The organism is Rasiella sp. SM2506 (assembly GCF_050859505.1).
In the GTDB taxonomy this organism is placed as follows: Bacteria; Bacteroidota; Bacteroidia; order Flavobacteriales; family Flavobacteriaceae; genus Marinirhabdus.
The window spans coordinates 2,829,110-2,853,156 of record NZ_CP193934.1; the positions used below are offsets into that span (position 1 = coordinate 2,829,110).

Genomic DNA, 24,047 nt, shown 5'->3' on the forward strand with positions numbered 1-24,047 from the left:
GTTTTTTTTAAAAGGTAATAAAAGAAAAATGTATCTAGCATCATGACAACAGCAGTAGTCATCTTAAATTGGAATGGGAAAACGCTTTTGGAGCAGTTTCTGCCTTCGGTAGTACGCTATTCTCAAGACGCAACGGTGTATGTGGCGGATAATGCTTCTACAGACGATTCTATTGCATATGTTTCAGCAAATTTTCCGACGGTACAGATCATTCGGAATACAGAAAACGGTGGGTATGCTAAAGGGTACAACGATGCCCTCGCTCAACTTTCCGAAGATATCTTTGTATTGCTGAATAGCGACGTAGAAGTCACCGAAAATTGGTTGAAGCCTATACTTTCAGAATTTAAAAAAGACGACCAGCTTGTCGCTGCCCAGCCAAAAATCCTGGATTACAAAGACCAATCGAAATTTGAATATGCTGGCGCAGCAGGCGGATTTATTGATAAATTGGGATATCCCTATTGCAGAGGAAGAATTTTCAGTACGCTTGAGGAAGATAATAGGCAATACAACGATGTCCTGCCTATATTTTGGGCCACAGGCGCTTGCCTTTTTGTAACGAGCCATGCTTTTAAACAACTGAAAGGATTTGATGAAGATTTTTTTGCACATCAAGAAGAAATAGATCTCTGTTGGCGTCTGCAAAGTTTGGGTGGTAGTATTAAATATGTAGGAGCTTCTACTGTATATCACGTGGGAGGTGCTACGTTGGGAGCTGCCAACCCACAAAAGACGTTTTATAATTTCAGAAATACATTGCTTGCCTTAGTGAAAAATGTACAGGGAAGTCACGTTTGGTGGCTTATTTTTCAACGGTTGGTTTGGGACGGGTTTGCTGGGCTTCAGTTTTTATTACAAGGTAAATTTACTCACTTTTTTGCGGTATTACGGGCGCATTTTAGCTTTTATAGGTTGTTGCCTACCTTCCTTCAGAAACGTAAAAAGTGGGCCTCCAGCTTTCCGTATTATAACGTTTCATCTATAGTTTGGCTCTATTTCTTCAGAAGCAAAAAAAAGTATCCAGACCTTGGGTAGATTTTACTTAAAGTATTGTTAATAGTACTGTGAGTGAAATTTCATTTTATAGTTTTGGCATAGAAATAGATTGTAAAATCTAGTTCAAATTTTAAAAAATAACTAAAAATCAAATAAAATGAAAAAACTAATAGTGTTAGCCCTTTGTTCAGGGTTATTTTTTACTTCTTGTGTTTCTAAAAAGAAATACGCAGAATTAGAAACTAAGCAACAAAAGACGCAAGATTTATTAAACACGGCAACGGTTAAACTGAACGACTGTTTGGAAGAGCGTTCTGGACTTAGAGCTCAAAATGAAAGCTTAAAAAGTCAAGTAGCTTCTCTTAATGCAACCAATGGCGATTTAATAAGACAAGTTGGTGATTTTACCGATTTAACTAAAAAAGGAGCCTCAAACTTAGAGAAATCTTTGGAAAGTTTACAAGAGAAAGATTTAACTATTCGCAGATTACAAGATGCTCTTACACGTAAGGACAGTGTGACATTGGCATTGGTAACTAGCTTGAAGAAAGAAGTTGGTTTGGATGATCAAGACATTGAAATTAATGTGGAGAAAGGTGTAGTATTTATCTCTTTAAGTGATAAAGTATTATTTAAGAGTGGTAGTTACAACATAACCACCCGCGCTTCGGAAATCTTAGCAAAGGTTGCTAAAGTAATCAACGACAAGCCAGAATTTGAAGCTTTAGTAGAAGGACATACAGATAATGTACCTTACAAAAGTGGTGTATTGTTGGATAACTGGGATTTAAGTGCAAAACGTGCTACTGCGATTGTTCGTGAGCTAGTTAATTTGGGCGCTAATCCTGCACAATTAATTGCTGCTGGTCGTGGAGAGTTTGTACCTAAAGTACCTAACACTTCAGCTGAAAATAAGTCTACTAACCGTAGAACGAAAATCTACGTATTACCTAAGATCGATCAATTCTATGAAATGGTTGAAACATCTATGGAAAACCTAAGCCAAGAAGGTGGTCAATAATCCCCTTCTCAATTAGAAATACTAAAAAACCCGACAATTGCTTGTCGGGTTTTTTTTATGTGATACTTTCTGAAATGACAGGCATTACAATGGTTTAAATCTCTAGACTTCCTTTTCCTTCCCGTATTAAAACAGGCTCCGCTCCTGTTAAATCTATAACGGTAGAAGCTATGTTTCCACCATAACCACCATCTATTACAAGGTCTACCAATTTCTCCCATTTCTCAAAGATCAACTCAGGGTCGGTGGTATATTCTATAACTTCATCTTCATCTTTTATGGATGTCGATATAATTGGATTTCCTAAGCCACGAACTAAGGCGCGCGCAATAGAATTATCTGGTACACGGATTCCTACTTCTTTTTTCTTTTTAAAAACCGTTGGCAAATTATTATTTCCTGGAAGTATAAATGTATAAGGGCCAGGTAAAGCTCTTTTCAGTAATTTGAAAGTAGCAGAATCTATTTGTTTTACATAATCGCTTAAGTTGCTTAAATCTTCGCAAACAAAAGAGAAGTTTGCTTTTTCTAACTTAACGCCCTTAAGAAGGGCAACTCTTTCCAATGCATTTTTATTGGTGATATCACATCCCAATGCATATACAGTGTCGCTGGGATAAATTACCAAACCTCCACTACGTAGCACGTCCACCACTTTCTTGATATCCTTAGGATTAGGATTTTCTTCATAAATTTTAATAAATTGCGCCATAGCCTATATTTTGATTTTAAAGATACTTCAGAGATTATAGAAATCAAAATGAATTACTTGAAAGCACGCATAATTTTAGCTATTTAGCGTTATTTCTATTAAAGAGATACTATGAAAGTTTTTTCCTTCTTAATGCTTATTTCAGTCTTATGGTTTGCTAGTGGATGTTCTTCAGACGAAACTACTATGAATGCTATGGACGATGAACCTTTGGTGCTGGAAGCTGAAATTTTATTAAATCAATCCTATGGTACCCATCCACAACAAACCTACGATCTCTATTTACCAGAAGCAAGGACTGCTCAATCTACAAAAGTTATTCTGTTAATCCACGGGGGTGGTTGGACTTCTGGTGACAAGGCAGATATGACCAATTTTGTAATCTCTCTTAGAGATTTGCACCCAGAATACGCCATTGTAAATATGAATTATGTATTGGCTACACTACCCGATACGCCTGCTTTTCCGAATCAATTTTTAGATATTGAACGTTTAATAACTACACTAACCACCAATGCAAATACCTTGCAAATTTTACCAGAATTTGGAATGATTGGGGTAAGTGCTGGTGCCCATTTAGCGCTACAATATGATTATGTGTATGACGATACAGATCAAGTAAAATTTGTAGTAGATATTGTTGGCCCAACAGATTTTACCGACCCTTTTTATACCAATGACCCGCAATTTCAAATGGCGCTGGATTTTTTAGTAGATAAAAGTCAATATCCGCCAAACACAGATCTGGCTATTGCTGTAAGTCCAGCGAAGCACGTTTCTAACTCCAGTAGTCCCACCTTACAATTTTATGGAGACAATGACCCTTTGGTTCCACTAACAAATGGAGAACGGTTGGACACAGCACTTACAAATTCTTCGATTACACATACGTTTACTATATATGAAGGAGGCCACGGAAATAATTGGAGTGCAGCAGCTGTGCTGGATTTAGAAAATCAGATTTCTACCTATATAAATACGTATTTAGAAATTTAATTTACGCTAGAGACTTCGCTTTCTAACTTTAATACGCTATCACCATTCTCTTGTTCTATATAGAGTGCTTTATTGCCCACTTCTCCTTTTCGGGTTACTTTGGTTCCTTTAATGGTTTTAGTGATTTCTTTGGTGTAGGTAGCAGTTACTTTTCCTTTGGCAGTTCCCTTACCCCATTTCCATTGTACGTTTGTTCCTTCTTGTATCATTTTTTATTTTAAAGATAAAAAAGGTTTCTGAAAACAGGTGACAGTCTAACACGCTGTTAACATAGTACACACTGCTTAAAACATGAAAAACATACCAGTTCACCATCCAACTATCCCTCCATGGTATCCAATGCATTTTTAATGTGTGCAAAATGATGCCTACTGTGCCACGCATAGATCAAAGCGTTTTCTTTTAAAGTAGTAAGCATTTCTTTATCAGGATGCTGAAAGGTACGCTCCCATTGCTCTTTTGTAAAGGATTTCAACAAATATGTCATTTTATAATGAATAGCTTCCAGGTGCATTAACGACCACGAAATTGACATGGTGTCACTATCTTCTAATGCGGCCCAGGTCTTTTCATTGTATGCTTTAATAGTTGGATTGTCTTCAGTAAGTGCCCATTTAAAGCGAATATAACTATGGTGATGACTATCGGCTATATGATGAATCAATTGCTTAATAGTCCAACCTTCTGCTCTGTAGGGTTGCTGAAGTGTTTTCTCTGGTAAATGTGCTGTTAACAAGCGTAGCTGTTCTGGAAATAGTTCAAGAATAGTAATGGCTTCCTGCAAGTCTTTTTCTGAAATGGTTTCTGGCATTTCAAATTTGCCTATTGGGTATTTTAAGGCTTCTGTGTTCATTTAGTTAGTATTTGACAATATGAAAAGTTTAAACATGTCTGTTCGAGCGCAGTCGAGAATTTATTTTTAAGAAAGTTTAATAAGGTTTCGACTGCGCTCAACCGGACAAACGAATTCTAATATACATTTATAAAAAAACTAATACTCAAAAATAAAAAACGCCTCAGTTTCCTGAAACGTTTTTTAAATACTGTTTTTCACAAGTACGTTTAGGTACTATTTCTTTATATCCACTAATTCTACATCAAAAACTAAGGTAGCGTTTGGTGGAATAACCCCTCCAGCACCTTGTGCTCCATATCCTAAGTGGCTTGGAATTACAAAACGTGCTTTATCACCTACGTGCAGCAATTGAATCCCTTCATCCCAACCTGCAATTACATTGCCCATTCCTACTGGAAAATCGATTGGATTACCTCTTTTGTATGAAGAATCAAAAACCCCACCGTCTGCAAACATTCCTTTGTAGTGTACTGAAACATTGTTTCCAGCTTCAGCTTTTACGCCATCCCCTTTTTGGATAATTTGATATCTTAAACCGCTTTCAGTTTCTTCGAATCCTTCTGAAATACTCGTTAATAATTCTTTATCTGCATTCAATGCAGCTGCTTCTCTTTCGGCTTTAGCTCCATGAAAGTTTCTGAAACTTTCTACAGCATTCCAGGCTTGTGCTTCTGAACCTACTCGGATAATTTCAACTTTTTGCATGGTATCGCCTTGGGCAACACTATCTACAACGTCTTGTCCTTCTACCACTTTTCCAAAAACTGTATGCTTATTATCCAACCAGGGTGTTGCTACGTGGGTAATAAAAAACTGACTCCCATTGCTACTTGGCCCTGAGTTTGCCATGGAAAATATTCCGGGTGTATCGTGACGCAAATCCTTGTGAAACTCATCATCAAAATTATATCCTGGTCCGCCAGCTCCTGTACCGGCTGGATCTCCTCCCTGCACCATAAAATCTGGTATCACACGGTGAAATGTTAACCCATCGTAGTAAGGTGTTCCCTGTGGTTTGGCTTCGTTTTCTAAGTTTCCTTCGGCTAAGGCTACAAAGTTCCCCACCGTTCCCGGGGTTTCTTTGTAGGTTAATTGTCCAAGTATTTCGCCTTTTTCAGTTGTAATCTTTGCGTAGATTCCGTCTTGCATTTCTATAATTTTTTAAAAGATTATTCCGCTGCTTTTGTGCCTCGGTAAATAAAGGTGCAAAGGTAGTAATTTTAGCTTCAAAATCATTAAATCAACTTCAGTATAAGCCATAAATGCTTACTTTTACCGACTTAAATTTTTATCAATCCTTATAATTTCAGAAAAATGACACACCAAGACCTTTTAGCCGTAGCGCAGGAGTTTGGAAATCCTGTTTATGTGTATGACGCTTCAACCATGGAGGCGCAATACAAACGTTTAGCAAAGGCATTTAAAGGTGTGAAACAGGTGAAATTTAATTATGCAGTTAAAGCGCTTTCTAACATTTCAGTATTAAAAGTGTTGAATAGTTATGGCTGCGGAATGGATACGGTTTCTATACAGGAAGTACGCCTAGCATTGGAAGCTGGCGTTGCAAAAGAAGATATTATTTTCACTCCCAACGGCGTTTCGTTAAAAGAGTTGGAAAAAGCCATGGAACTTGGCGTTCAAATAAATATTGATAACCTCTCTATTTTAGAGCAGTTTGGTACGTTGTATCCTAAAACTCCTGTTTGTATCAGAATCAATCCGCACGTAATGGCGGGTGGAAATACAAATATTTCAGTAGGACATATTGATAGTAAGTTTGGTATTTCCATCCATCAACTACCACATATTGAACGTATTGTAAAAAATACTGGCATGCACATTAACGGAATTCATATGCATACCGGTAGTGATATTTTAGATATTGATGTGTTCTTATATGCTTCGGAAATCTTGTTTGACACTGCCAAACACTTTAAAGATCTTGATTTTATAGATTTTGGAAGCGGATTTAAAGTTCCATACAAAGAAGGTGATATTGAAACCAATGTGGAAGAAATGGGTGAAAAACTCACCAAGCGTTTCAACGAATTTTGTATAAACTATGGGCGTGAATTAACGCTAGCTTTCGAGCCTGGAAAGTTTTTGGTAAGTGAAGCGGGAAAATTTTTAGTTCAAGTAAATGTGGTAAAACAAACTACATCTACCGTTTTTGCACAAGTGGATAGTGGTTTTAATCATTTAATCCGCCCTATGCTTTATAATGCTCAACACCATATCGAAAACATAAGCAATCCCAAAGGTCGCGAACGTTTTTATAGTGTGGTGGGATACATTTGTGAGACCGATACATTTGCCAATAATAGACGCATTAGCGAAATTACCGAAAATGACATCCTAGCATTTCATAACGCCGGGGCATATTGCTTTTCTATGGCCAGCAATTATAACAGTAGGTATCGTCCTGCCGAAGTCCTGTGGTACAAAGAAAAAGCGCATTTAATTAGGAAGCGGGAAACATTCGACGATTTGCTATCAAATCAGGTTGAAATAGCACTCTAAACTTACTGCCAGGTAAGGGTAGCTTTTATGGGGTAATGGTCTGAAAATGTAGTGTCTATTCGTTCAAAATTTAAAACTTCAAATTCTTCGGAAGTGAAGATATAATCAATTCTCATAGGAAAAACATCGAAAGTAAAGGTGGTTCCTAACCCATTGCCCCTTTCCAAAAAAGCATCGTTCATAGTAGCTCCCAAAAGCTGATATACAAATGAAAACGGCGTATTGTTAAAGTCGCCCATTAACAACGTTGGATATTTGGATTGTGCTTTGTGTGCTACAATTTTCTTAACTTGTTGCTCTTGTTTGGCAAATGCCGAGGACAATCGGTTGCGTACCCGTGTTTTATCCTCTTCCTGTAATTCGCCTACCGAGGGTTTTATTCCGAAGGATTGCAAATGCAAATTATACACACGTACCGTGTCTTTTCCTACCACTACATCGGCATATAAAGTATTATTAAAGGTATCCTCAAAATCGAAAGCACCTGTAGTAACTAATTTATATTTGGAGAAAATAGCGTGCCCCAGCTTGTGATTTTTCTTACCAAAATGTGTGTATTTGTAAGGATAGTCTGAGAAATCTACTGTGTTTTTCTCATAGTATTCCTGAAGGCAGACAATATCGGGTTTTTCAGTTTTTAAAATTTCAGAAAGCACTGTAGAGGTTTCATCAACATTGCCTTGGTCTTCATATAGATTGAATAACCGTACATTATAAGATACGACAGAAAGTTTCTTTTGCCACGCCTCTACTTCACCTTCCGAAGAAAATTTATAAAACGGATTAAAAATAAAATAAGCTAAAACTAATGTAATTGCAGGAAGCAGGAACATACGTTTTCTTCTTAAAATCCAATACACCAAAAAGAATGCGTTTAACCAAAGTAATGGTAATACAACAAGGCTTAACAACGATAAATTTGGAAATTTTTCTGGAGAAATGTAAGGTAAAAAAAACGAAATAAGTAACAAAAATGCCACGATGGAATTTATCCAAAAAAGTACTTTACCGAAAAACCCCAAATTTTTCAATAGTTTAATCTTTACCTGCTTTAAAGAGAAAATCTTTTTCAGCTTTTGTAAGGCTTTCATAGCCGCTTTTGCCAATTTTATCTAAGATAGCATCTACCTTTTTCTGCGTCGTAGTCTTATCTGTTGTAGCACTAGAACGAGGAGTCGCCTTGGTTGTTGTACGATGCACCTTTTTAAATGGTTTTTGTTTTCGGGTTTTAAAGAGATTTAAAAACCAATCCATAAAATTCTCAAACCATTTCCCAATATCGTTGCCTTTTACGAGCTGTGAGCCATACACGTAGCCAAATATAGCACCGCCCATATGCGCTAACATTCCGCCTGCATTACCGCCTGTTGGGAGTCTTATTAGGTCTAGCAACACTAAAAATAAGGCTATTTTCCATAGCTTAATATTCCATTTAAAGATACGCATTTCCGTATTTGGGGCGTAGGTAGCAATAAAAACCATAATGGCTGTTACGGCACCCGATGCTCCAATAAGATAGCTTTTGGATGTTTCAAAAACAGGGAAAATATTATAGGATACTACATATAAGAGTCCACCAAAAAGTGCTCCCAAGAGATACACCGTTAAAAAGCGTTTGCCATCAAAAAGATTTAATACAAAAGTTCCAAACCAGTGTAACCAAAGCATATTAAAGAGCAAATGCCAAAAACTAAAGTGAATAAAAGCATACGTAATAAACGCCCAAGGCTGGGTAATTAAATCGCTAAAAGCATCTGGTAAAACAAACCATTTAACCAAATTAACCGGGGGTATTTGCATAAAAAATGCAACCAGATTTACCACCAGGAAAATCACCAAATTAATGATGATTAGTTTTATGGTAACGCTGGAAGTCTTAAACTGATATGAGAGATTGCTTGTGTTCATATTAGTTCCATCGTGTTTTGTCAAAACTATTTTTTTTCCAATAGTAAGACATTATAAAGCCTGCCAATGCTCCGCCAATATGAGCAAAATGGGCAATAGGACCAATAGAGTAGGATGTTAATCCGAAAAACAAATCGATACACAGCACTCCAGGCACAAAGTATTTTGCTTTAATAGGAATAGGTAAAAAGATGAGCATTAATGGGGTGTTAGGAAAAGTCATCGCAAATGCAACCAGCACTCCATACAATGCGCCAGAAGCCCCTAGCATGGTCCCATTAAATGGGCCTAATAAACTTACAACGCCTTCTTCACCACCCAATGCTGTTAGCCAGCGCTTGTCATACATATAATCCCCGGAGCGCAATGTTTCCATAATTTCAACCTTGTTAAAACCCGCGGCGATTAACGTGTCCAATGCAGACGAGAATTGAAAATATAGGATTCCTGTATACAACAACAATGACCCCAGTCCAGCTGAAATATAAAAAAAGATAAATTTTTTCTTTCCCCACATTTGTTCCAAAGGTGTACCAAACATCCAGACCCCAAACATATTGAAAAGAATATGGTAAAATACAATCCCACCACCTTCTTGGTAACTGGCATGCATAAACATATGTGTGATAATTTGCCATGGTCTAAACCCATCGTTTAACGGGAAATGCATCGCAAACAGGCTGTTCATAAATTCGCCATTAGAACCTATGAGTAAAGTTGCCACCCAAAAAATGACATTTATAATAATGATGTGCTTTACCGTATCGCTAATTCCTCTCATTTTCAATGCCCGTGTAGACGGGCAACTTTTTGAACCCTGTAACAGGTTTTATCTTATTAATTAAATTTTCTGTCTAACTCGTTGGTATCTATCGTGACCAAAACGGGTCTATTATCTGGTGAAACGCTAGGTTCCTTGCACGCAAACAATCTGTGTACCAAATGTTCCTGCGCTTCTTTGTTTAATGGCATTCCTGTTTTTATGGCCATGCTTTTTGCCATGCTTTTTGCCAAAAGATCGTTTTGACTAAATCCTGCATCCGGCACTTCATCTCGAATATCGTTTACTAACTGTTCTAAAATCGTTTCAGCCTGGCTTTCGGTTACTGCTATAGGGATTCCTTTAATTTCAAGATGCTCTCCTTTGGTTTCTGAAAAAGCGAACCCCGTATGTTCCAATTGCTCTTGAATTTTATGTAAAATCTCCAAATCTGGTTTGGAAAACTGAAGCTGTAAAGGAAATAACAATTGCTGACTTACAGCCTCTTGCACGGTAATGTTTTTCAGTAATTCTTCGTACAATACCCGGTAATGTGCTAAATGCTGATGAATTACCAACATTCCGTTCTTTATAGCGCTTACAATATACTTTTGCTGTAACTGAAACGTAGTAAATTGGTTTTCATTTTCTGACGTAGAAAATAAACTGCCCGTTATTTCATCACTTTCAAATTCAAGGGCTTCTGTTGAAATCGCTTCATTTCTTTCCGTTGAGGAAAAAGAAGCACTATTGGCATCTTTTAACCCTACATATAACGATTCCCAATGGGGCTGTTTCTCTCTTTTAAAAGGAAAATTAATATTACTTTGTCTTGGTTTACGATCGTCCACAAATGGATTGAAGCTACTGTCTACCTCAATTTTAGGTGCCGATGGTTGTTTTTTGCTGTATTCGTAAGGGGTCTCAAATCCAGTATCTTTATTAAAATCGAGGACTGGAGCCACGCTAAATTGTCCTAAACTATGTTTTACAGTAGCGCGTAGCATGGCATAAATACTGTGCTCATCGTCAAATTTAATTTCAGTTTTGGTTGGATGAATGTTAATATCGATAGATTTGGTATCTACATCCAAAAAAAGAAAGTAACCAGGATGCGTACCTTGCTTTAGTAATCCTTCAAAAGCCGAGCTTACTGCGTGGTGCAAATACGAGCTTTTTATAAAGCGATCATTCACAAAAAAGAATTGCTCCCCTCTACTCTTTCTACCAAACTCTGGTTTTAAAACAAAACCCGAAACTTTTACAATTTCGGTTTCTTCGGAAACAGGAACCAGTTTTTCATTGGTTTTAGTTCCAAATATATTTACAATGCGTTGTCTGGAGTTACTCGCTGGTAAATTAAAAACAGGACTGCCATTGTGTAGCATCGAAAATTCAATTTGCGGATGGGCAAGTGCCACCCGATGAAACTCGTCGATAATATGGCGGGTTTCTACAGGGTTACTTTTAAGAAAATTTCGGCGTGCGGGAATGTTGTAAAATAGATTTTTTACTGAAATAGTTGTACCAGTAGGAACTACTGCGGGTTCTTGTTCGGTTACCTGGCTACCTTCAATGGATAGGGTGGTGCCTATTTCGGCATCATTGGTTTTTGTTTTAAGTTGCACATGGGCAATGGCAGCAATAGAAGCTAATGCCTCGCCCCGAAATCCTTTGGTATGCAAATTAAAAAGGTCGTCGGCTACTTTTATTTTACTGGTAGCGTGCCGCTCAAAACATAGTCTGGCATCTGTGGTAGACATGCCCATGCCATTATCTGTGACTTGAACGAGCGTTTTGCCAGCATCTTTAATGATTAAAGTAATAGTAGAGGATTTTGCATCTATAGCATTCTCTAACAACTCTTTAACAACAGAAGATGGGCGTTGCACCACTTCTCCAGCTGCGATTTGGTTGGCAACATGATCTGGTAATAAGGCTATAATATCTGCCATGTAAAAAGGCTAGCTAAAAATTGAAAGGTCAAAATCTAAAATCCATAAACAAACAAAAACCAAAATAAGCGCTACAATAACTATGGTTTTATTGAATCCTGCATTGCTGCGCGTACGACTGGAATGTCGGGCATCGCGCCAATGCGAACCAAAATCGTTTTTGTTATAGGTTTCGTAATACTTCTCAAATTTATTAGCGAAATTATACTCGTTTGCATCTTCTTTCCCTTTGTAGTAGCGGGGTGTATAGTTGTAACGGTTGTTTTGTTTGGTACGTTTTAATAAGCTAATTTTCATAATCCTTGTATTACCTTCAAAATTACTGAAAATGTCTCAGTTTTGAAGCTGTTTTAAAGGGTAATCTATAAACAATTTCTGTACCAGTTTGCTATTCGACTTCTTCTTCGGTTTTATAAATGCTGGGGAGCGACCAATTAAAGGTCACAGCCAGCAATCGTACAGTGATGACCACCGAAAAAGATATAACGATAACCCAGTTTTCAGGTATAGGAAATTTCAATAATAAAAAATATACTAAACCACCTAAAATACAGGCAGTTGCGTAAATATTTTTTCTGAAGATTACAGGGATTTCATTACACAAAATATCACGAATTACACCTCCAAAACAAGCAGACATAGTTCCCAGTGCAATACAAATTAATGCGGGAAAACCTGCCGCAATACCTTTTTCGACGCCTACAATAGTATACAAAGCAATTCCAATAGTATCGAATAAAAATAAAGACCTCCGTACATAATTCAGTTTTTTTCTGAAAATAATGGCTAGAATTGTGGCTATAATAATCACATACACGAATGTAAGGTTGCGCATCCATACTACATTGGCGTCTATAAGCACATCACGTAAGGTTCCACCTCCAACCGAGGTAACAAAAGCAATAATAAAAATACCGAATACATCCAGCTTTTTTTTCATGGCCGTTAGCGCACCCGAAACAGCAAATGCAATAGTCCCTAAGATATCTATAATTAGGAAAAGATCTAAAGGGGAAGAAGGAATTAAGGATACACTCACATGTTCTGGGTATAAAAGTTATAGTCTTTAATCACTTTATCTATAAAAGCGATAGGCGTTTCGTCTGGAGTAATTTCCATGACTTTAGAGAGACGTTTGGTTAATTTTAGTACTACGCCGTGATTTCCATTGTATTTTGCTTCCCAAAAGAGTGTTTTAATAGTGCTTATTTCAGCATCCGTAAAGACAGTAACTTGTGGATACTTTGGTGTATAATCTTCGGGCAAATCCATCACAAGCGTTTGCGAAAGACTTATGGTTTTCTTTTCGGTAATTACGGTGGTAGATGCCGCTATATCTCCTAAACGCTGTCCTTTACCATTCAGTAGAACTGTTACTAGCGCCAAGGCTCCACTTGTTACTGAAATATCTATGATACGCAACAACCAACGGATAAAATAATTTGAAAACGACGGTTTAGAGCCATCCAGTTTCACAACTCTAAGTTTCATCAATGCTTTTCCTGGACTGCGACCGTTCCAAAAAGTTTCCCACAGCAAACTGTACACAAAAATGGGTAAACCCGCCGTCATATATACAATAAACATATAATCACTATTAATATCCAAGGAAGATATTGCAATGGAAACCAATATAATATATATAAATATGATGAAATAATCCACAATAAAGGCCAAGACCCTTTCGCCAATACCACCAACGTTTTGCGCAATGTTTACATTTTGCGCCGTTTCTATTTGAAAATTATCCATTAAATATGTTACTTTGAAAAAAACCTGCTACGAATGCGCGAAGCCGCTTTTGCGAAACAAAATAAAGACAAATGGCTAAGATTTGAAAACGTTCTTCGGAATAATATTCAAGTTCCTCCAGATGAGCTAAGCGCTTTGTATGTAGAAATCACAGATCACCTTAGCTACGCACAGACTTTCTATCCAAAAAGTAATACTTTAAATTACTTGAATGGGATTTCAGTTTTAGCACATCAAAAGATCTATAAGACCAAAAGGGAGTCCAGAAAACGGTTTATAACTTTTTATACACAGGAATTTCCGCTGTTTTTTGCGCAATATCAAAAACAACTGCTTATTGCCTTTATAACTTTTGCAATTTTCACTATCGTGGGTGCCTATTCTGCTGCTACCGATGGTGATTTTGTTCGCCTTATTTTAGGTGATGGCTACGTAAACATGACGCTTCAAAACATTGAAGACGGCGACCCAATGCGTGTTTACAAAGAGATGAACGAGCTTAATATGTCCTTGGGGATTACTATAAACAATATCCGTGTGGCGCTAATGGCATTCTCATTTGGCTTGTTTTTAAGCCTTGGCACACTTTTCATTATCATGCGCAACGCCATAATGCTCGGCTCATTTCAGTATTTCTTTTACGAACAAGGATTACTTTGGGAAAGTGCCAGAACAATTTGGATTCACGGGACTATTGAAATTTCAGTAATTATTATTGCCGCATGTGCAGGATTGGTTTTGGGGAATAGTATTTTGTTTCCCGGCACCTATTCCCGGGTACAATCTTTTGTAAGAGGTGCTAAAGATGGGGTGAAGATATTAATTAGTACCATTCCATTTTTTATTATTGCCGGGTTTTTAGAAGGCTTCGTCACCCGCCATACCGAAATGCCAGACTGGCTTGCCGTTTTTATCATAGGCAGTTCCCTGGCACTCATTTTATTTTATTATGTTTTTTATCCGTTAAAATTAAAACGTAAGGTACGATTACAACAAAAAGAACGTAACGCAACTACAAATTCATAGACCTATACCAAATACTAAAAAATACCAATGCAGGATATTATTCAATTTAAAAAACAACGAGAGCTAGGCAGTATTTTAACCGATACTTTTAAGTTTATTCGTTTACAATGGAAACCGCTTTTTGGATTGATTTTCCGTATTGCAGGACCAGCACTTATCCTTTTGGTGTTGGCATATGTATTTTATATGCAAACCGTATTTGGTTCGCTGGGAGCACTTGATACAAACGCTCTATTTTTTGGCAGCTCTGAATTTGGCATTTCCGTGATCTTATCTCTTGTGCTCATCATTCTAGCAGGAATTGCCTATTACGGTTTACTGTACGGTGCGGTAATGTACAGCATACAATCGTATATACAGAACAAGGGTGAGATTGATAAAAAGGAAGTCATCACGGGCGTTAAAAAAGACTTCTGGAAACTTATGGGAATAAGTGTTCTCACGGGTTTAATGATTGCTGTGGGAACGCTAGTTTGTATTGCTCCGGGAATTTATCTAGCCGTAGTATTAGCGACCACCTATGGTATTCTAGTTTTTGAAAAACGTAGTGTGACCGATAGTATTAGTTATAGTTTTGAGCTTATTAAAGGGGAATGGTGGATTACATTTGCTACGCTTTTGGTAATTTTAATATTGTATTACATCATAATGATGATTGCTCAAATCCCACAATACATCTATTTTTTCATTAAAATGTTTACGGTGGCAGAGACCATGTCTTCCGATCCTTCTGGTATGTTTGATGGCATTTATATAGCTCTTAACGGTTTTGCACTACTCATGCAGTATATACTTTATGTGATAATCGTTATTACTACAGGATTTGTTTATTTCAATTTAAACGAGAAGAAAAACTTTACGGGAACTATGGAGACTATTGAGAGTCTGGGAAGTCGGGAAAATCCTGAGGGTAGTAATTAGTGGTGAGTGGTGAGACCGGTTCGCTTTGAGTGATGAGGAATTTAAGCAAACTAAATGCATCAGTGCGAGGGGCCCTTTAGGGTTAGGGTGTGCGAGTGCAAGTGAGATGTGAGGTGTGAGGTGTGAGGTGTGAGGTGTGAGGTGTGAGGTGTGAGGTGTGAGGTGTGAGGTAAAAAATAATAGTAAGAGCGGAATAAAAATTTGTATAGAATACTTTTCATTTTATTATTTTTTCTAGTTGCTGAAATTTCAGCACAAGATACTATTTCTGAAATTCAAGAAATCCAAGTTGCCTTATCGCAAGACAGCATCCTTTCTTCCGAAGAAAAAATAGTCAAATACGATACCTATTCCCAAAAAACACCTCTTTCCCTCAATAAAGACAAACTTGAAGACTACAAAAACAATCCCGATTTCAACTACCAACCGCCCGAAGAAACCGATAACTGGTGGAAACAGTTTACGAGTTGGATAGGCGATTTAATAAGCAGGTTTTTTAGATGGCTAGGAAACGTCTGGAGCTCCTTTTGGGAATGGGTGCTCCCCAATGGTCAAGGAAGCGCGCTTTGGGGTTTTGTAATTCACGTACTGCCGTATATTATTGTAGCAGCACTGGTTGGCTTTATAGTTTGGCTCTTTTTTAAACTGAATCCTGGTGCCAAGCTTATGAAATCCAAAGCAAAAGGAGATGTGTTTTTTACGGAAGACGAAGAAATTATTAAAACGCGTGACATTCAGAAATTGATTGATAATGCACTGCTACAACATAATTACCGCCTAGCAGTGCGGTATTATTATCTTTTAATCCTGAAACGGCTCACCGATGCTGAACTTATTGAATATGAATTTGATAAAACCAATAGCGATTATTTTGACGAAGTCACTTCAGAAAAATTAAATTCTGGTTTCAGAAAAGCTACCAATATTTACGAGTATATCTGGTACGGAAACTTTACCGTAACCGAAAGCGATTTCAACAAAGCACAAAGTATTTTTACCAACCTAGAACGTAGTATTCCAAAAGCCACATGACAAAACTGCAAAAAATAGCTTTGTTTTCACTACTAGTTTTAGTGGCACTTCTGGTGTATGTAGAAGCTACCAAACCACAGCCCATAAATTGGTTTGAGAGTTATAGCAGGATGGATAAAATTCCATTTGGCACCTATGTTTTACACGATTTATTGAATGAAAAACTAGATGAAAATTTTATTGAAACGAATCGCCCGCCCTTTGAAGTTCTAGCAGACACTTCAGTACAAGGCACTTACTTTTTTACGAATAATTATATAAGTATCTATGGTGACGAGCTGGATAAACTGCTTCGTTGGACCGAAAAGGGAAACACGCTATTTATTGCTTCGAACAGTTTTAGCAGAGAATTGCTAGACACCCTCTCCCTTAAAGAGGATAGACAGTACAGCATAAACACTCTAGGTACGCAACCTATGCTGGAACTTGTAAATGAAAATTTAAAAATCAACAAACCCTATCTCATTGAACGAGACCTAAGCATTGGTAGTTTTTCAGAATTGGACACCTTAACGCACATTGTCTTAGGAAACACAGAAGTTTACCATGACACGCTGAAACTTAAAGATCCGAAACCCAATTTTATAAAAGCCCCGTTTGGCAAAGGATATATTTTCCTCCATTTACAGCCAGAAGTGTTTACCAATTACTTCCTCTTAGAAAAAGATAATGTAGAATATACTGAAGGTGTTTTAGCATACATAAATAGCAGCGATAATTTTTATTGGGACAACCACTACAAATCCGGTAAGCCCATCGAGACCTCTCCATTGTATATTTTACTGAATAATAAAAACCTGAAGTGGGCGTATTATTTTATGTTGATTGGCGCGTTACTCTTCGTTTTATTTGAAGGAAAAAGAAAGCAACGAAAAATTCCAGTGGTAATCCCACCTGCCAATAAAACTTACGAATACACCCGTACGATCGCAGGGATGTATTATGACCAAAAAGACCATAAAGCCATTGCCGAAAAGCAAATAGCACTCTTTATGGAATACATTCGTACACGTTTACGTATCCCTACCGAACAAATCAATACACGCTTTTTTACTCAGGTAGCCGCACGTAGTGGCAACACGCCAGAAGATACCAAAGCATTGTTTACTTTTATGGAGCAAATTCAGCATTCGTCTACCATAGCACCTGAAACATTGCTTAAACTAAATAAAGAAATCACCACTTATAAAAATATAACAGATGGAAAATCCTGAAGAAAACCCAATCATACCAAAGCAAAATGAAGAGTTACAGTTTAACAACCGTATTCCGCTGGAGGCGTTGAAAACTTCAGTAGAAGCTATTAAAGCACAGTTGCGAAAAATAATTATTGGTCAAGAAGATTTTATCGAACTACTCATTGTTGGGTTGTTGGCAAACGGTCATATTCTTATTGAAGGGGTGCCAGGCATTGCAAAAACCATTACAGCAAAGTTATTTGCAAAAACCTTGAAAACCGATTTCAGTAGAATTCAGTTTACGCCAGATTTGATGCCTAGTGACGTCTTAGGGACATCCATCTTGAATATGAAAGAGTCGGAATTCGAATTCAAAAAAGGACCTATTTTCAGCAACGTAGTCTTGATTGATGAAATTAACCGAGCACCTGCCAAAACGCAAGCTGCTTTATTTGAAGTAATGGAAGAACGTCAAATTACTATGGACGGTACAAAATACCTAATGGACTATCCATTTATGGTCCTGGCAACACAAAACCCCATTGAACAAGAAGGCACCTACGCCCTACCCGAAGCACAACTGGACCGCTTTCTCTTTAAAATAAAGGTGGGATATCCAAATCTTAAAGATGAAGTAACCATTTTAAAATCACATCACGACCGTAAATTGGCAGTTCCTACAGATGCTATTGAAAGTGTGTTAACTTCCGAAGATTTAAGAAAATTTCGTGGGCAGGTACAGGAAATACTAATTGAAGATAAAATCTTTAATTATATCGCACAGGTAGTTGATAAAACCAGGAACCATCCACATTTATATTTAGGAGGTTCTCCAAGGGCATCATTGGCGATAATGAATGCTGCCAAAGCGTTTGCAGCCATAAACGGACGTGATTTTGTAACACCAGACGATGTAAAACGAGCTTTAGCGCCCGTGTTGCGTCACCGTATTATTCTTTCTCCGGAACGTGAAATGGAAGGAATGACACCAGAAACCGTAATAGATATGATTGCACAAAGTGTTGAAATCCCGAGATAACCTCAAAACATGATCAATTTCTTTAAATCACTATACTTAACACCGCGTTTTTTCTATGTGGTTGCTGCCTTGGTGGTCTTATTCATCATGTCAAACTGGTGGTTGGAACTCTATGGAATTTCGTGGATTTTGGTTTTGGGAATTGCAGTTTTTATAGTGCTTGAAATTTCTATGCTTTACAGCAGCAAAGGTTTAAAAGGTAAAAGAATCTTACCCGAAAAATTTTCAAATAGTGATACAAATGAAGTGCTCGTTCAACTTGAGAATACGTATGCTTTTTCCATTACGGTTGGAATTGTCGACGAGTTGCCTGTCCAGTTTCAGAAAAGAGATTTCTTTCAGACTATAAAAATTGTAGGAAAACAACGACATACCTATTCGTATTTGGTGCGTCCTGTAGAACGTGGTGAATATATCTTCGGAAATTTGAATCTTTATGCATCCTCGATTATTGGACTTATTAGAAAACGTTACACCTTCAATAACGAACAGCCAGTGAAAGTGTATCCTTCTTTCATCCAAATGAAAAAATATGACTTCCTTGCTATTGACAATCGGTTATCGCAGATAGGTTTAAAAAAAATTAGAAAGATTGGCCACACCATGGAATTTGAGCAAATCAAAGAATATGTAGTGGGTGACGACGTTCGTACCGTAAACTGGAAAGCCACGGCCAAGCACGCACGATTAATGGTAAATCAGTTTCAGGACGAAAAAATGCAACCGGTTTACAGCATTATCGATACCAGCCGCGTGATGAAAATGCCCTTTAACGAACTAAAATTGATAGATTACGCCATAAACAGTGCGTTGGCTTTCAGCAATATTGCGTTAAAGAAAAATGATAAAGTAGGATTGGTAGACTTCAGCAATACAATTGGTAATTTCTTACCTGCGCAGGCTAAAAAGACCTATTTAAATAACATTCTGGATACGCTTTATACTATAGATTCTAAGTATTTAGATTCAGATTTTGGAGCATTGCAGGCAATGGTACGTAGACGTATTAACCACCGTAGTTTATTATTGCTCTATACCAATTTTGAACATATTTCTTCATTACACAGACAACTTCCCTACTTGCAAGCAATTTCAAAAAAACACGTTTTGGTGGTCATCTTTTTTGAAAACACCGAGCTTCGCAAACTTAGTGAAACCGAAGCAAACACCATCCCAGATATTTTTGACAAAACTATTGCAGAGCAGTTTCAGTTTGACAAAAAAGTAATGGTACGCGAATTACAGCAACGAGGCATACAAACCGTACTAACCGCTCCAGAAGATTTAACAGTAAATACTATCAATAAATATCTGGAGATAAAGGCGAAGGGATTGTTGTAAACCAGTGGGTGAATCCTCAAAAAATCATCAACATATGAAAACACTTTTACGAATCATTATCTTAGCCCTACTAGTGGTTTCATTCCTTTTTCCAGCATTGTATTACGCACAGTTACCAGAAGAAATTCCTATTCATTTTAATGCCATAGGAGAGGCAGATGGTTTTGGAAAGAAAAGTACGATATGGTTACTTCCTATTCTTAATGTAGTCAACGTACTTATCATTTTTGCTATTAGCAGTGGTGCTAAATATATGCCCAAACAAAAAAAACAACCACCATATTTTGCTGAAATTGTTGGAATTTATGTTCTAATTTTAACAACCTACATTGGTATTGCTAATGTATTAATTGCTGTAGGCGAGTTGAAAACATTGGGCACGTGGTTTCTTCCTTTTGTAATCATACTTTCCATGTTACTTGTAGGATATTTATTTATACAACAACGGAAAATGAAATTGCAGAACAAAAAATGATCGTTAGATACATTTCAGTATTGTAATGCTACAGTTGGGTAGGTTTTAATTTGTGTTCCTTGCGTTTCTTCTCACTTTTGAAGTGTTCAAAACAAATAAACACTTTAAAACACACCCTATGAAAACTATCATTATTACAATCGTTCTAGCATGTACACTAGCATTTATGAATGCACAAGATGCCATTAAAACAGAGGGTACCACCATTACCGTAACCGTTCCTGTAAAAACCGACACAGGAGAAATTATAGTAGCACTTTACAACGAAGCTACTTTTATGAAAGCCGCTCCATTAGAAGGGTTACGTAGTACCATTGAAAATGGAAAAGCAACCGTAGTCTTTACCAATATTGCACCAGGAGATTACGGAATAACACTCTTTCACGATACCAACGGAAACAAAACTATGGATTTTGAAGCTAACGGAATGCCAAAAGAAAATTACGGCGTTTCGAACAATGTTATGAACTTTGGACCACCACAATGGAAAGATGCAAAGTTTACTATAGCTACAGCACCTATTGAAATGGAAATTATACTGTAGGCTACGTATATATTAAAAAATATAAATACAAATCCCAAAAGGTCGAATCGTTAGATTCGACCTTTTGAATAAGTAAAAACTTCCATTTATAAATTTTGCATAGTTTTTATCGATAGTCTTCGTATCTTTGATATCAGTTTTATCTGAAATCGCACAGCATTCAATCTAAAAACGTCTATCATAATGACTATCACGCAACTAAAATACGTCCTTGCAGTAGCTGAACAACAAAACTTTACCAAAGCTGCTGAAAAAACTTTTGTTACCCAACCCACCCTTAGTATGCAAATACAAAAACTGGAGGACGAACTGGATATCTTAATTTTTGACAGAAGTAAAAAACCTATTGAGCTTACCGAAATAGGTAAGAAAATAGTAAATCAAGCAAGAAATATCGTTAACGAAGCCGATAGAATGCAAGACGTGGTAGACCAGCAAAAAGGTTTTATTGGCGGTGAATTTAAATTGGGAATTATACCAACAATTATGCCTACGCTTTTACCTATGTTTTTGAGAACGTTTACCAAAAAATATCCAAAAGTTCAATTAAAAATTGAAGAGCTAACTACCGAAGAACTCATTTCAAAAATTAATGAAAATCATCTAGATGCTGCCATTGCTGCCACACCTTTATATCAGCCAAAAATTAAAGAGCGTGCATTGTATTACGAGCCTTTTGTTGGATATATACCTAAAAGTCATAGACTGGCAGATAAAAAAGAAATAGAAACAGTCGATTTAGATATAGACGATATTTTATTACTGGAAGACGGGCATTGCTTTAGAGATGGTGTGGTTAACCTTTGTAAATCTTCACGATTACATACAAATCAGTCCTTCCAACTACAAAGCGGGAGTTTCGAAACATTAATTAAATTAAGCAACGAAGGATTGGGGATGACACTACTCCCCTACCTGAATACTTTAGATATGGACGAAAAGCAGAAACAAAATTTAAAACATTTTAAAAAACCATTACCTTCAAGAGAAGTAAGTTTAATTTACAGTACTAGTGAACTTAAATTACAGATTACGAACGCACTATACGACACCATTTCTAGCGTAGTACGGGGTGCCATTGCATTTCAAGATATTGAAATTATAAGTCCTACTAAAAAGTCTATCTAACATAAATGCCCCGTAAAATTTCGGGGCATTTATATTAGGGATTTAAATAAATTAAACATTGGTTCAGTTGAGGATTCTGCTTAATTAAGGCATCTACCCAAACTTTTAATTCCTCAATTTCGTAAGGAAGAAGTCGTTCTAGCGCTTTTTTTAGCTCTTTACAGAATAAATTTGCATCAAAGCTTACTTTTTTTAATACAGCTTTGGTGTAGTCGTACATTGCTCTAGCCATAGTTAATTCGGTATTTTTCAGGTTAAGTAGTGTTTATCTATACGCGAAGAGGTTTTTGTGATTAAGGTGTCTGTAAGATAGTGAAAAACTTTCAAGAAAATTGCCCTTGTTTATAAATATTATAGATTAAAACCTATTATCTCCGTCCAACAGACTGCCTAAGCCACCTAAGACGCTTCCTTCTCCTTTATTTTTCCCACCACCTTGAGGTGCTGCTGCCCAAACTCGTTTGGCCAATCTACTAAATGGCAACGATTGTACAAATACAGTTCCAGGTCCTGTAAGCGTAGCAAAGAAAAGTCCTTCTCCGCCAAAGAGCGTATTTTTAATACCTCCTACAAATTCTATATCATAGTTTACCGTATGATCAAAACCTATAATACAACCCGTATCAATTTTCAATTTTTCTCCAGCTGCTAGTTCTTTTGTCGCTGTAGTTCCGCCGGCGTGTACAAATGCCATTCCGTCGCCTTCCAGCTTTTGCATAATAAAACCTTCTCCACCAAAGAGTCCGCGACCTAATTTTCTTGAAAATTCTATACCTATACTTACTCCTTTTGCAGCACAGAGAAAGGCATCTTTCTGGCAGATAAACTTATTTCCAAATCTTGTTAAATCTATAGGGAGTATTTTTCCCGGGTATGGGGATGCAAAGTTTACTTGTTTTTTACCTACTCCTGTATTATAAAAGGCTGTCATAAACAAACTTTCACCAGTAAGTAAGCGTTTACCGGCGCCAAACATTTTGCCCATAAAGCCTTTATCGTTTGCAGAACCATCACCAAAGATGGTTTCCATTTTAATGCCATCGTCCATCATCATAAAACTTCCTGCTTCGGCAATCACGCCTTCGTTGGGATCCAGTTCTATTTCTACGAATTGCATTTCTTCACCGTGGATTTTATAATCTATTTCGTGTGCGTTCATTTTTTTGAGTTTAGGAGTTTCGTTGCTTGCCTTTGGCTTCGCTATTTATGAGTTGAGTACTTTAGCGAATTGTTACATTTTCTATCTAAAAATTTATTTCAAAGAGATACGCTGGGAAACATCGAGACATTAGGAGACATCAATTATAAGTTCATTTACTTGCTTCTCAACCCTTCAACATTAAACTCCTCAACTAATTCACTAATTACCCAGGTATCTAATTAACCATTCTTCCTCCTCACGGTCCATTCAAACTCAAATATCGAAACTGTGTCTCCCGCTTCATCTACTCCTTCGGCTTTCATCCAGCAGGTTTGACCTTCGCCAGTTTTTACGGTTGCTGAAATGGCTTTTTGTATGGCAATACCGTCGCTACACGTAAAGGTGATTCTTCCTGTAGCCTTTTTGGTAAAAGTCGCTTTGTTATTTGCGACGAGCATCGAAACTTTAGCACCACGCTCTCGTATTTGCGCCATTACCAATGCACCTGTACTTAATTCTGCTGCCATTCCCTGTACGGCCCAGAACATAGAATTAAATGGATTCTGGTTAATCCATTTCAATTTTACAGAGGTTACACAGCTTTCTGCGGAAATTTTCTTCACACGTACTCCCGTAAAAAAGGCTGATGGAAGTTTCAGCATGGTAAAAGTGTTTATTTTTTTTGGAGACAACATGGTAAAGATTTGGATTTCCAACGAAGATACTTAATCTGTATTAAAAAT

The 24,047-nt window shown here is 37.2% G+C and carries 27 protein-coding genes; 13 read left to right on the top strand and 14 right to left on the bottom strand.

Annotated elements, in window-relative coordinates; translation table 11 throughout:
* Positions 1-42: 42 nt before the first annotated feature.
* Together ACQ2HF_RS12715 and ACQ2HF_RS12720 are read left to right on the top strand one after the other, a co-directional pair.
* Positions 43-1,038: a glycosyltransferase family 2 protein gene (locus tag ACQ2HF_RS12715; protein WP_432410792.1), complete on the top strand. Its 996-nt coding sequence runs from the start codon at positions 43-45 to the stop codon at positions 1,036-1,038.
* 118 nt (positions 1,039-1,156) lie between these two features.
* Positions 1,157-2,020 (top strand): OmpA/MotB family protein, encoded by an 864-nt coding sequence (locus ACQ2HF_RS12720; RefSeq protein ID WP_432410793.1) that lies wholly within the window; start codon positions 1,157-1,159, stop codon positions 2,018-2,020.
* 94 nt (positions 2,021-2,114) lie between these two features.
* Here the strand turns inward: ACQ2HF_RS12720 and ACQ2HF_RS12725 are convergent, their stop codons facing one another.
* Positions 2,115-2,732, bottom strand: coding sequence for an L-threonylcarbamoyladenylate synthase (locus tag ACQ2HF_RS12725; RefSeq protein ID WP_432410794.1), 618 nt, complete (start codon positions 2,730-2,732; stop codon positions 2,115-2,117).
* A gap of 111 nt (positions 2,733-2,843) precedes the next feature.
* Here ACQ2HF_RS12725 and ACQ2HF_RS12730 point away from each other — a divergent pair, with 111 nt between their 5' ends.
* Positions 2,844-3,728 carry an alpha/beta hydrolase fold domain-containing protein gene (locus ACQ2HF_RS12730; RefSeq protein WP_432410795.1) on the top strand — a complete coding sequence of 295 codons (885 nt, stop codon included), beginning with the start codon at positions 2,844-2,846 and terminating at the stop codon, positions 3,726-3,728.
* On the opposite strand, the gene ACQ2HF_RS12735 is transcribed toward ACQ2HF_RS12730, so the two are convergent.
* The 3 genes from ACQ2HF_RS12735 to ACQ2HF_RS12745 all read right to left on the bottom strand — a co-directional run bounded on the left by ACQ2HF_RS12735 (position 3,725) and on the right by ACQ2HF_RS12745 (position 5,733).
* Entirely contained in the window at positions 3,725-3,937 is a 213-nt protein-coding gene (locus tag ACQ2HF_RS12735) for a DUF2945 domain-containing protein (RefSeq protein ID WP_432410796.1), read from the bottom strand. The two genes, ACQ2HF_RS12730 and ACQ2HF_RS12735, sit on opposite strands and share 4 nt — an antisense overlap.
* A 110-nt stretch (positions 3,938-4,047) precedes the next feature.
* Positions 4,048-4,581 carry a YfiT family bacillithiol transferase gene (locus ACQ2HF_RS12740; RefSeq protein ID WP_432410797.1) on the bottom strand — a complete coding sequence of 178 codons (534 nt, stop codon included), beginning with the start codon at positions 4,579-4,581 and terminating at the stop codon, positions 4,048-4,050.
* Positions 4,582-4,797: 216 nt separating this feature from the next.
* The gene (locus ACQ2HF_RS12745) at positions 4,798-5,733 is read right to left on the bottom strand and encodes a peptidylprolyl isomerase (protein ID WP_432410798.1); all 936 of its coding nucleotides are present in this window, start codon (positions 5,731-5,733) and stop codon (positions 4,798-4,800) included.
* Between the two features lie 165 nt (positions 5,734-5,898).
* On the opposite strand from ACQ2HF_RS12745, the gene lysA reads away from it, so the two are divergent.
* Positions 5,899-7,104, top strand: a complete 1,206-nt coding sequence (lysA, locus tag ACQ2HF_RS12750; RefSeq protein ID WP_432410799.1) for a diaminopimelate decarboxylase — start codon at positions 5,899-5,901, stop codon at positions 7,102-7,104.
* Positions 7,105-7,106: 2 nt separating this feature from the next.
* Here the strand turns inward: lysA and ACQ2HF_RS12755 are convergent, their stop codons facing one another.
* The 7 genes from ACQ2HF_RS12755 to ACQ2HF_RS12785 form a co-directional block, all read right to left on the bottom strand.
* A complete protein-coding gene (locus ACQ2HF_RS12755) occupies positions 7,107-8,195 on the bottom strand; it encodes an endonuclease/exonuclease/phosphatase family protein (RefSeq protein WP_432410800.1) in 1,089 nt (362 codons plus the stop codon).
* A complete protein-coding gene (locus ACQ2HF_RS12760; protein ID WP_432410801.1) occupies positions 8,140-9,036 on the bottom strand; it encodes a rhomboid family intramembrane serine protease in 897 nt (298 codons plus the stop codon). Before ACQ2HF_RS12760 ends, ACQ2HF_RS12755 begins: the two co-directional genes overlap by 56 nt.
* Positions 9,014-9,793, bottom strand: coding sequence for a rhomboid family intramembrane serine protease (locus tag ACQ2HF_RS12765; RefSeq protein ID WP_432410802.1), 780 nt, complete (start codon positions 9,791-9,793; stop codon positions 9,014-9,016). The genes ACQ2HF_RS12760 and ACQ2HF_RS12765 overlap by 23 nt, the downstream gene beginning before the upstream one ends.
* Positions 9,794-9,849: 56 nt before the next feature.
* Positions 9,850-11,727, bottom strand: a complete 1,878-nt coding sequence (gene mutL, locus ACQ2HF_RS12770) for a DNA mismatch repair endonuclease MutL (protein WP_432410803.1) — start codon at positions 11,725-11,727, stop codon at positions 9,850-9,852.
* A 9-nt stretch (positions 11,728-11,736) separates the two neighbouring features.
* A complete protein-coding gene (locus ACQ2HF_RS12775) occupies positions 11,737-12,024 on the bottom strand; it encodes a hypothetical protein (protein WP_432410804.1) in 288 nt (95 codons plus the stop codon).
* A gap of 91 nt (positions 12,025-12,115) precedes the next feature.
* Entirely contained in the window at positions 12,116-12,766 is a 651-nt protein-coding gene (locus tag ACQ2HF_RS12780) for a trimeric intracellular cation channel family protein (RefSeq protein ID WP_432410805.1), read from the bottom strand.
* Positions 12,763-13,479 (bottom strand): RDD family protein, encoded by a 717-nt coding sequence (locus ACQ2HF_RS12785; protein WP_432410806.1) that lies wholly within the window; start codon positions 13,477-13,479, stop codon positions 12,763-12,765. The genes ACQ2HF_RS12780 and ACQ2HF_RS12785 overlap by 4 nt, the downstream gene beginning before the upstream one ends.
* Positions 13,480-13,512: 33 nt before the next feature.
* Here ACQ2HF_RS12785 and ACQ2HF_RS12790 point away from each other — a divergent pair, with 33 nt between their 5' ends.
* From ACQ2HF_RS12790 to ACQ2HF_RS12830, 9 genes are all read left to right on the top strand, one after another.
* Positions 13,513-14,505: a stage II sporulation protein M gene (locus tag ACQ2HF_RS12790; RefSeq protein WP_432410807.1), complete on the top strand. Its 993-nt coding sequence runs from the start codon at positions 13,513-13,515 to the stop codon at positions 14,503-14,505.
* Positions 14,506-14,532: 27 nt separating this feature from the next.
* A complete protein-coding gene (locus ACQ2HF_RS12795) occupies positions 14,533-15,426 on the top strand; it encodes a hypothetical protein (protein ID WP_432410808.1) in 894 nt (297 codons plus the stop codon).
* Positions 15,427-15,627: 201 nt separating this feature from the next.
* Positions 15,628-16,458 (top strand): DUF4129 domain-containing protein, encoded by an 831-nt coding sequence (locus ACQ2HF_RS12800; protein ID WP_432410809.1) that lies wholly within the window; start codon positions 15,628-15,630, stop codon positions 16,456-16,458.
* Positions 16,455-17,672: a DUF4350 domain-containing protein gene (locus ACQ2HF_RS12805; protein ID WP_432410810.1), complete on the top strand. Its 1,218-nt coding sequence runs from the start codon at positions 16,455-16,457 to the stop codon at positions 17,670-17,672. Before ACQ2HF_RS12800 ends, ACQ2HF_RS12805 begins: the two co-directional genes overlap by 4 nt.
* Positions 17,659-18,675: an AAA family ATPase gene (locus tag ACQ2HF_RS12810; RefSeq protein WP_432410811.1), complete on the top strand. Its 1,017-nt coding sequence runs from the start codon at positions 17,659-17,661 to the stop codon at positions 18,673-18,675. Before ACQ2HF_RS12805 ends, ACQ2HF_RS12810 begins: the two co-directional genes overlap by 14 nt.
* A 9-nt stretch (positions 18,676-18,684) precedes the next feature.
* Positions 18,685-20,016: a DUF58 domain-containing protein gene (locus ACQ2HF_RS12815; protein WP_432410812.1), complete on the top strand. Its 1,332-nt coding sequence runs from the start codon at positions 18,685-18,687 to the stop codon at positions 20,014-20,016.
* A gap of 34 nt (positions 20,017-20,050) precedes the next feature.
* Complete coding sequence (locus ACQ2HF_RS12820) at positions 20,051-20,491, top strand: DUF1648 domain-containing protein (protein WP_432410813.1); 441 nt, start codon at positions 20,051-20,053, stop codon at positions 20,489-20,491.
* A 118-nt stretch (positions 20,492-20,609) separates the two neighbouring features.
* The gene (locus tag ACQ2HF_RS12825) at positions 20,610-21,035 is read left to right on the top strand and encodes a DUF2141 domain-containing protein (RefSeq protein WP_432410814.1); all 426 of its coding nucleotides are present in this window, start codon (positions 20,610-20,612) and stop codon (positions 21,033-21,035) included.
* 183 nt (positions 21,036-21,218) lie between these two features.
* Positions 21,219-22,163, top strand: a complete 945-nt coding sequence (locus ACQ2HF_RS12830; RefSeq protein WP_432410815.1) for a LysR family transcriptional regulator — start codon at positions 21,219-21,221, stop codon at positions 22,161-22,163.
* Positions 22,164-22,197: 34 nt separating this feature from the next.
* Here the strand turns inward: ACQ2HF_RS12830 and ACQ2HF_RS12835 are convergent, their stop codons facing one another.
* The 3 genes from ACQ2HF_RS12835 to ACQ2HF_RS12845 all read right to left on the bottom strand — a co-directional run bounded on the left by ACQ2HF_RS12835 (position 22,198) and on the right by ACQ2HF_RS12845 (position 23,966).
* Positions 22,198-22,395: a hypothetical protein gene (locus ACQ2HF_RS12835; RefSeq protein ID WP_432410816.1), complete on the bottom strand. Its 198-nt coding sequence runs from the start codon at positions 22,393-22,395 to the stop codon at positions 22,198-22,200.
* A 126-nt stretch (positions 22,396-22,521) separates the two neighbouring features.
* Positions 22,522-23,322, bottom strand: a complete 801-nt coding sequence (locus ACQ2HF_RS12840; protein WP_432410817.1) for a TIGR00266 family protein — start codon at positions 23,320-23,322, stop codon at positions 22,522-22,524.
* Between the two features lie 221 nt (positions 23,323-23,543).
* Positions 23,544-23,966 carry a DUF4442 domain-containing protein gene (locus ACQ2HF_RS12845; RefSeq protein ID WP_432410818.1) on the bottom strand — a complete coding sequence of 141 codons (423 nt, stop codon included), beginning with the start codon at positions 23,964-23,966 and terminating at the stop codon, positions 23,544-23,546.
* Positions 23,967-24,047: the final 81 nt, after the last annotated feature.

What these genes read in the sequence shown, in the direction of transcription:
- ACQ2HF_RS12825 (WP_432410814.1), top strand. Translation starts at nt 20,610, where the DNA reads ATGAAAACTATCATTATTACAATCGTTCTAGCATGTACACTAGCATTT.
- ACQ2HF_RS12740 (WP_432410797.1), bottom strand. Translation starts at nt 4,581, where the DNA reads ATGAACACAGAAGCCTTAAAATACCCAATAGGCAAATTTGAAATGCCA.
- ACQ2HF_RS12765 (WP_432410802.1), bottom strand. Translation starts at nt 9,793, where the DNA reads ATGAGAGGAATTAGCGATACGGTAAAGCACATCATTATTATAAATGTC.
- ACQ2HF_RS12795 (WP_432410808.1), top strand. Translation starts at nt 14,533, where the DNA reads ATGCAGGATATTATTCAATTTAAAAAACAACGAGAGCTAGGCAGTATT.
- ACQ2HF_RS12745 (WP_432410798.1), bottom strand. Translation starts at nt 5,733, where the DNA reads ATGCAAGACGGAATCTACGCAAAGATTACAACTGAAAAAGGCGAAATA.
- ACQ2HF_RS12755 (WP_432410800.1), bottom strand. Translation starts at nt 8,195, where the DNA reads ATGAAAGCCTTACAAAAGCTGAAAAAGATTTTCTCTTTAAAGCAGGTA.
- ACQ2HF_RS12725 (WP_432410794.1), bottom strand. Translation starts at nt 2,732, where the DNA reads ATGGCGCAATTTATTAAAATTTATGAAGAAAATCCTAATCCTAAGGAT.
- ACQ2HF_RS12805 (WP_432410810.1), top strand. Translation starts at nt 16,455, where the DNA reads ATGACAAAACTGCAAAAAATAGCTTTGTTTTCACTACTAGTTTTAGTG.
- mutL (WP_432410803.1), bottom strand. Translation starts at nt 11,727, where the DNA reads ATGGCAGATATTATAGCCTTATTACCAGATCATGTTGCCAACCAAATC.
- ACQ2HF_RS12775 (WP_432410804.1), bottom strand. Translation starts at nt 12,024, where the DNA reads ATGAAAATTAGCTTATTAAAACGTACCAAACAAAACAACCGTTACAAC.
- ACQ2HF_RS12820 (WP_432410813.1), top strand. Translation starts at nt 20,051, where the DNA reads ATGAAAACACTTTTACGAATCATTATCTTAGCCCTACTAGTGGTTTCA.
- ACQ2HF_RS12790 (WP_432410807.1), top strand. Translation starts at nt 13,513, where the DNA reads ATGCGCGAAGCCGCTTTTGCGAAACAAAATAAAGACAAATGGCTAAGA.
- ACQ2HF_RS12715 (WP_432410792.1), top strand. Translation starts at nt 43, where the DNA reads ATGACAACAGCAGTAGTCATCTTAAATTGGAATGGGAAAACGCTTTTG.
- lysA (WP_432410799.1), top strand. Translation starts at nt 5,899, where the DNA reads ATGACACACCAAGACCTTTTAGCCGTAGCGCAGGAGTTTGGAAATCCT.
- ACQ2HF_RS12785 (WP_432410806.1), bottom strand. Translation starts at nt 13,479, where the DNA reads ATGGATAATTTTCAAATAGAAACGGCGCAAAATGTAAACATTGCGCAA.
- ACQ2HF_RS12840 (WP_432410817.1), bottom strand. Translation starts at nt 23,322, where the DNA reads ATGAACGCACACGAAATAGATTATAAAATCCACGGTGAAGAAATGCAA.
- ACQ2HF_RS12830 (WP_432410815.1), top strand. Translation starts at nt 21,219, where the DNA reads ATGACTATCACGCAACTAAAATACGTCCTTGCAGTAGCTGAACAACAA.
- ACQ2HF_RS12810 (WP_432410811.1), top strand. Translation starts at nt 17,659, where the DNA reads ATGGAAAATCCTGAAGAAAACCCAATCATACCAAAGCAAAATGAAGAG.
- ACQ2HF_RS12730 (WP_432410795.1), top strand. Translation starts at nt 2,844, where the DNA reads ATGAAAGTTTTTTCCTTCTTAATGCTTATTTCAGTCTTATGGTTTGCT.
- ACQ2HF_RS12815 (WP_432410812.1), top strand. Translation starts at nt 18,685, where the DNA reads ATGATCAATTTCTTTAAATCACTATACTTAACACCGCGTTTTTTCTAT.
- ACQ2HF_RS12835 (WP_432410816.1), bottom strand. Translation starts at nt 22,395, where the DNA reads ATGGCTAGAGCAATGTACGACTACACCAAAGCTGTATTAAAAAAAGTA.
- ACQ2HF_RS12845 (WP_432410818.1), bottom strand. Translation starts at nt 23,966, where the DNA reads ATGCTGAAACTTCCATCAGCCTTTTTTACGGGAGTACGTGTGAAGAAA.
- ACQ2HF_RS12720 (WP_432410793.1), top strand. Translation starts at nt 1,157, where the DNA reads ATGAAAAAACTAATAGTGTTAGCCCTTTGTTCAGGGTTATTTTTTACT.
- ACQ2HF_RS12735 (WP_432410796.1), bottom strand. Translation starts at nt 3,937, where the DNA reads ATGATACAAGAAGGAACAAACGTACAATGGAAATGGGGTAAGGGAACT.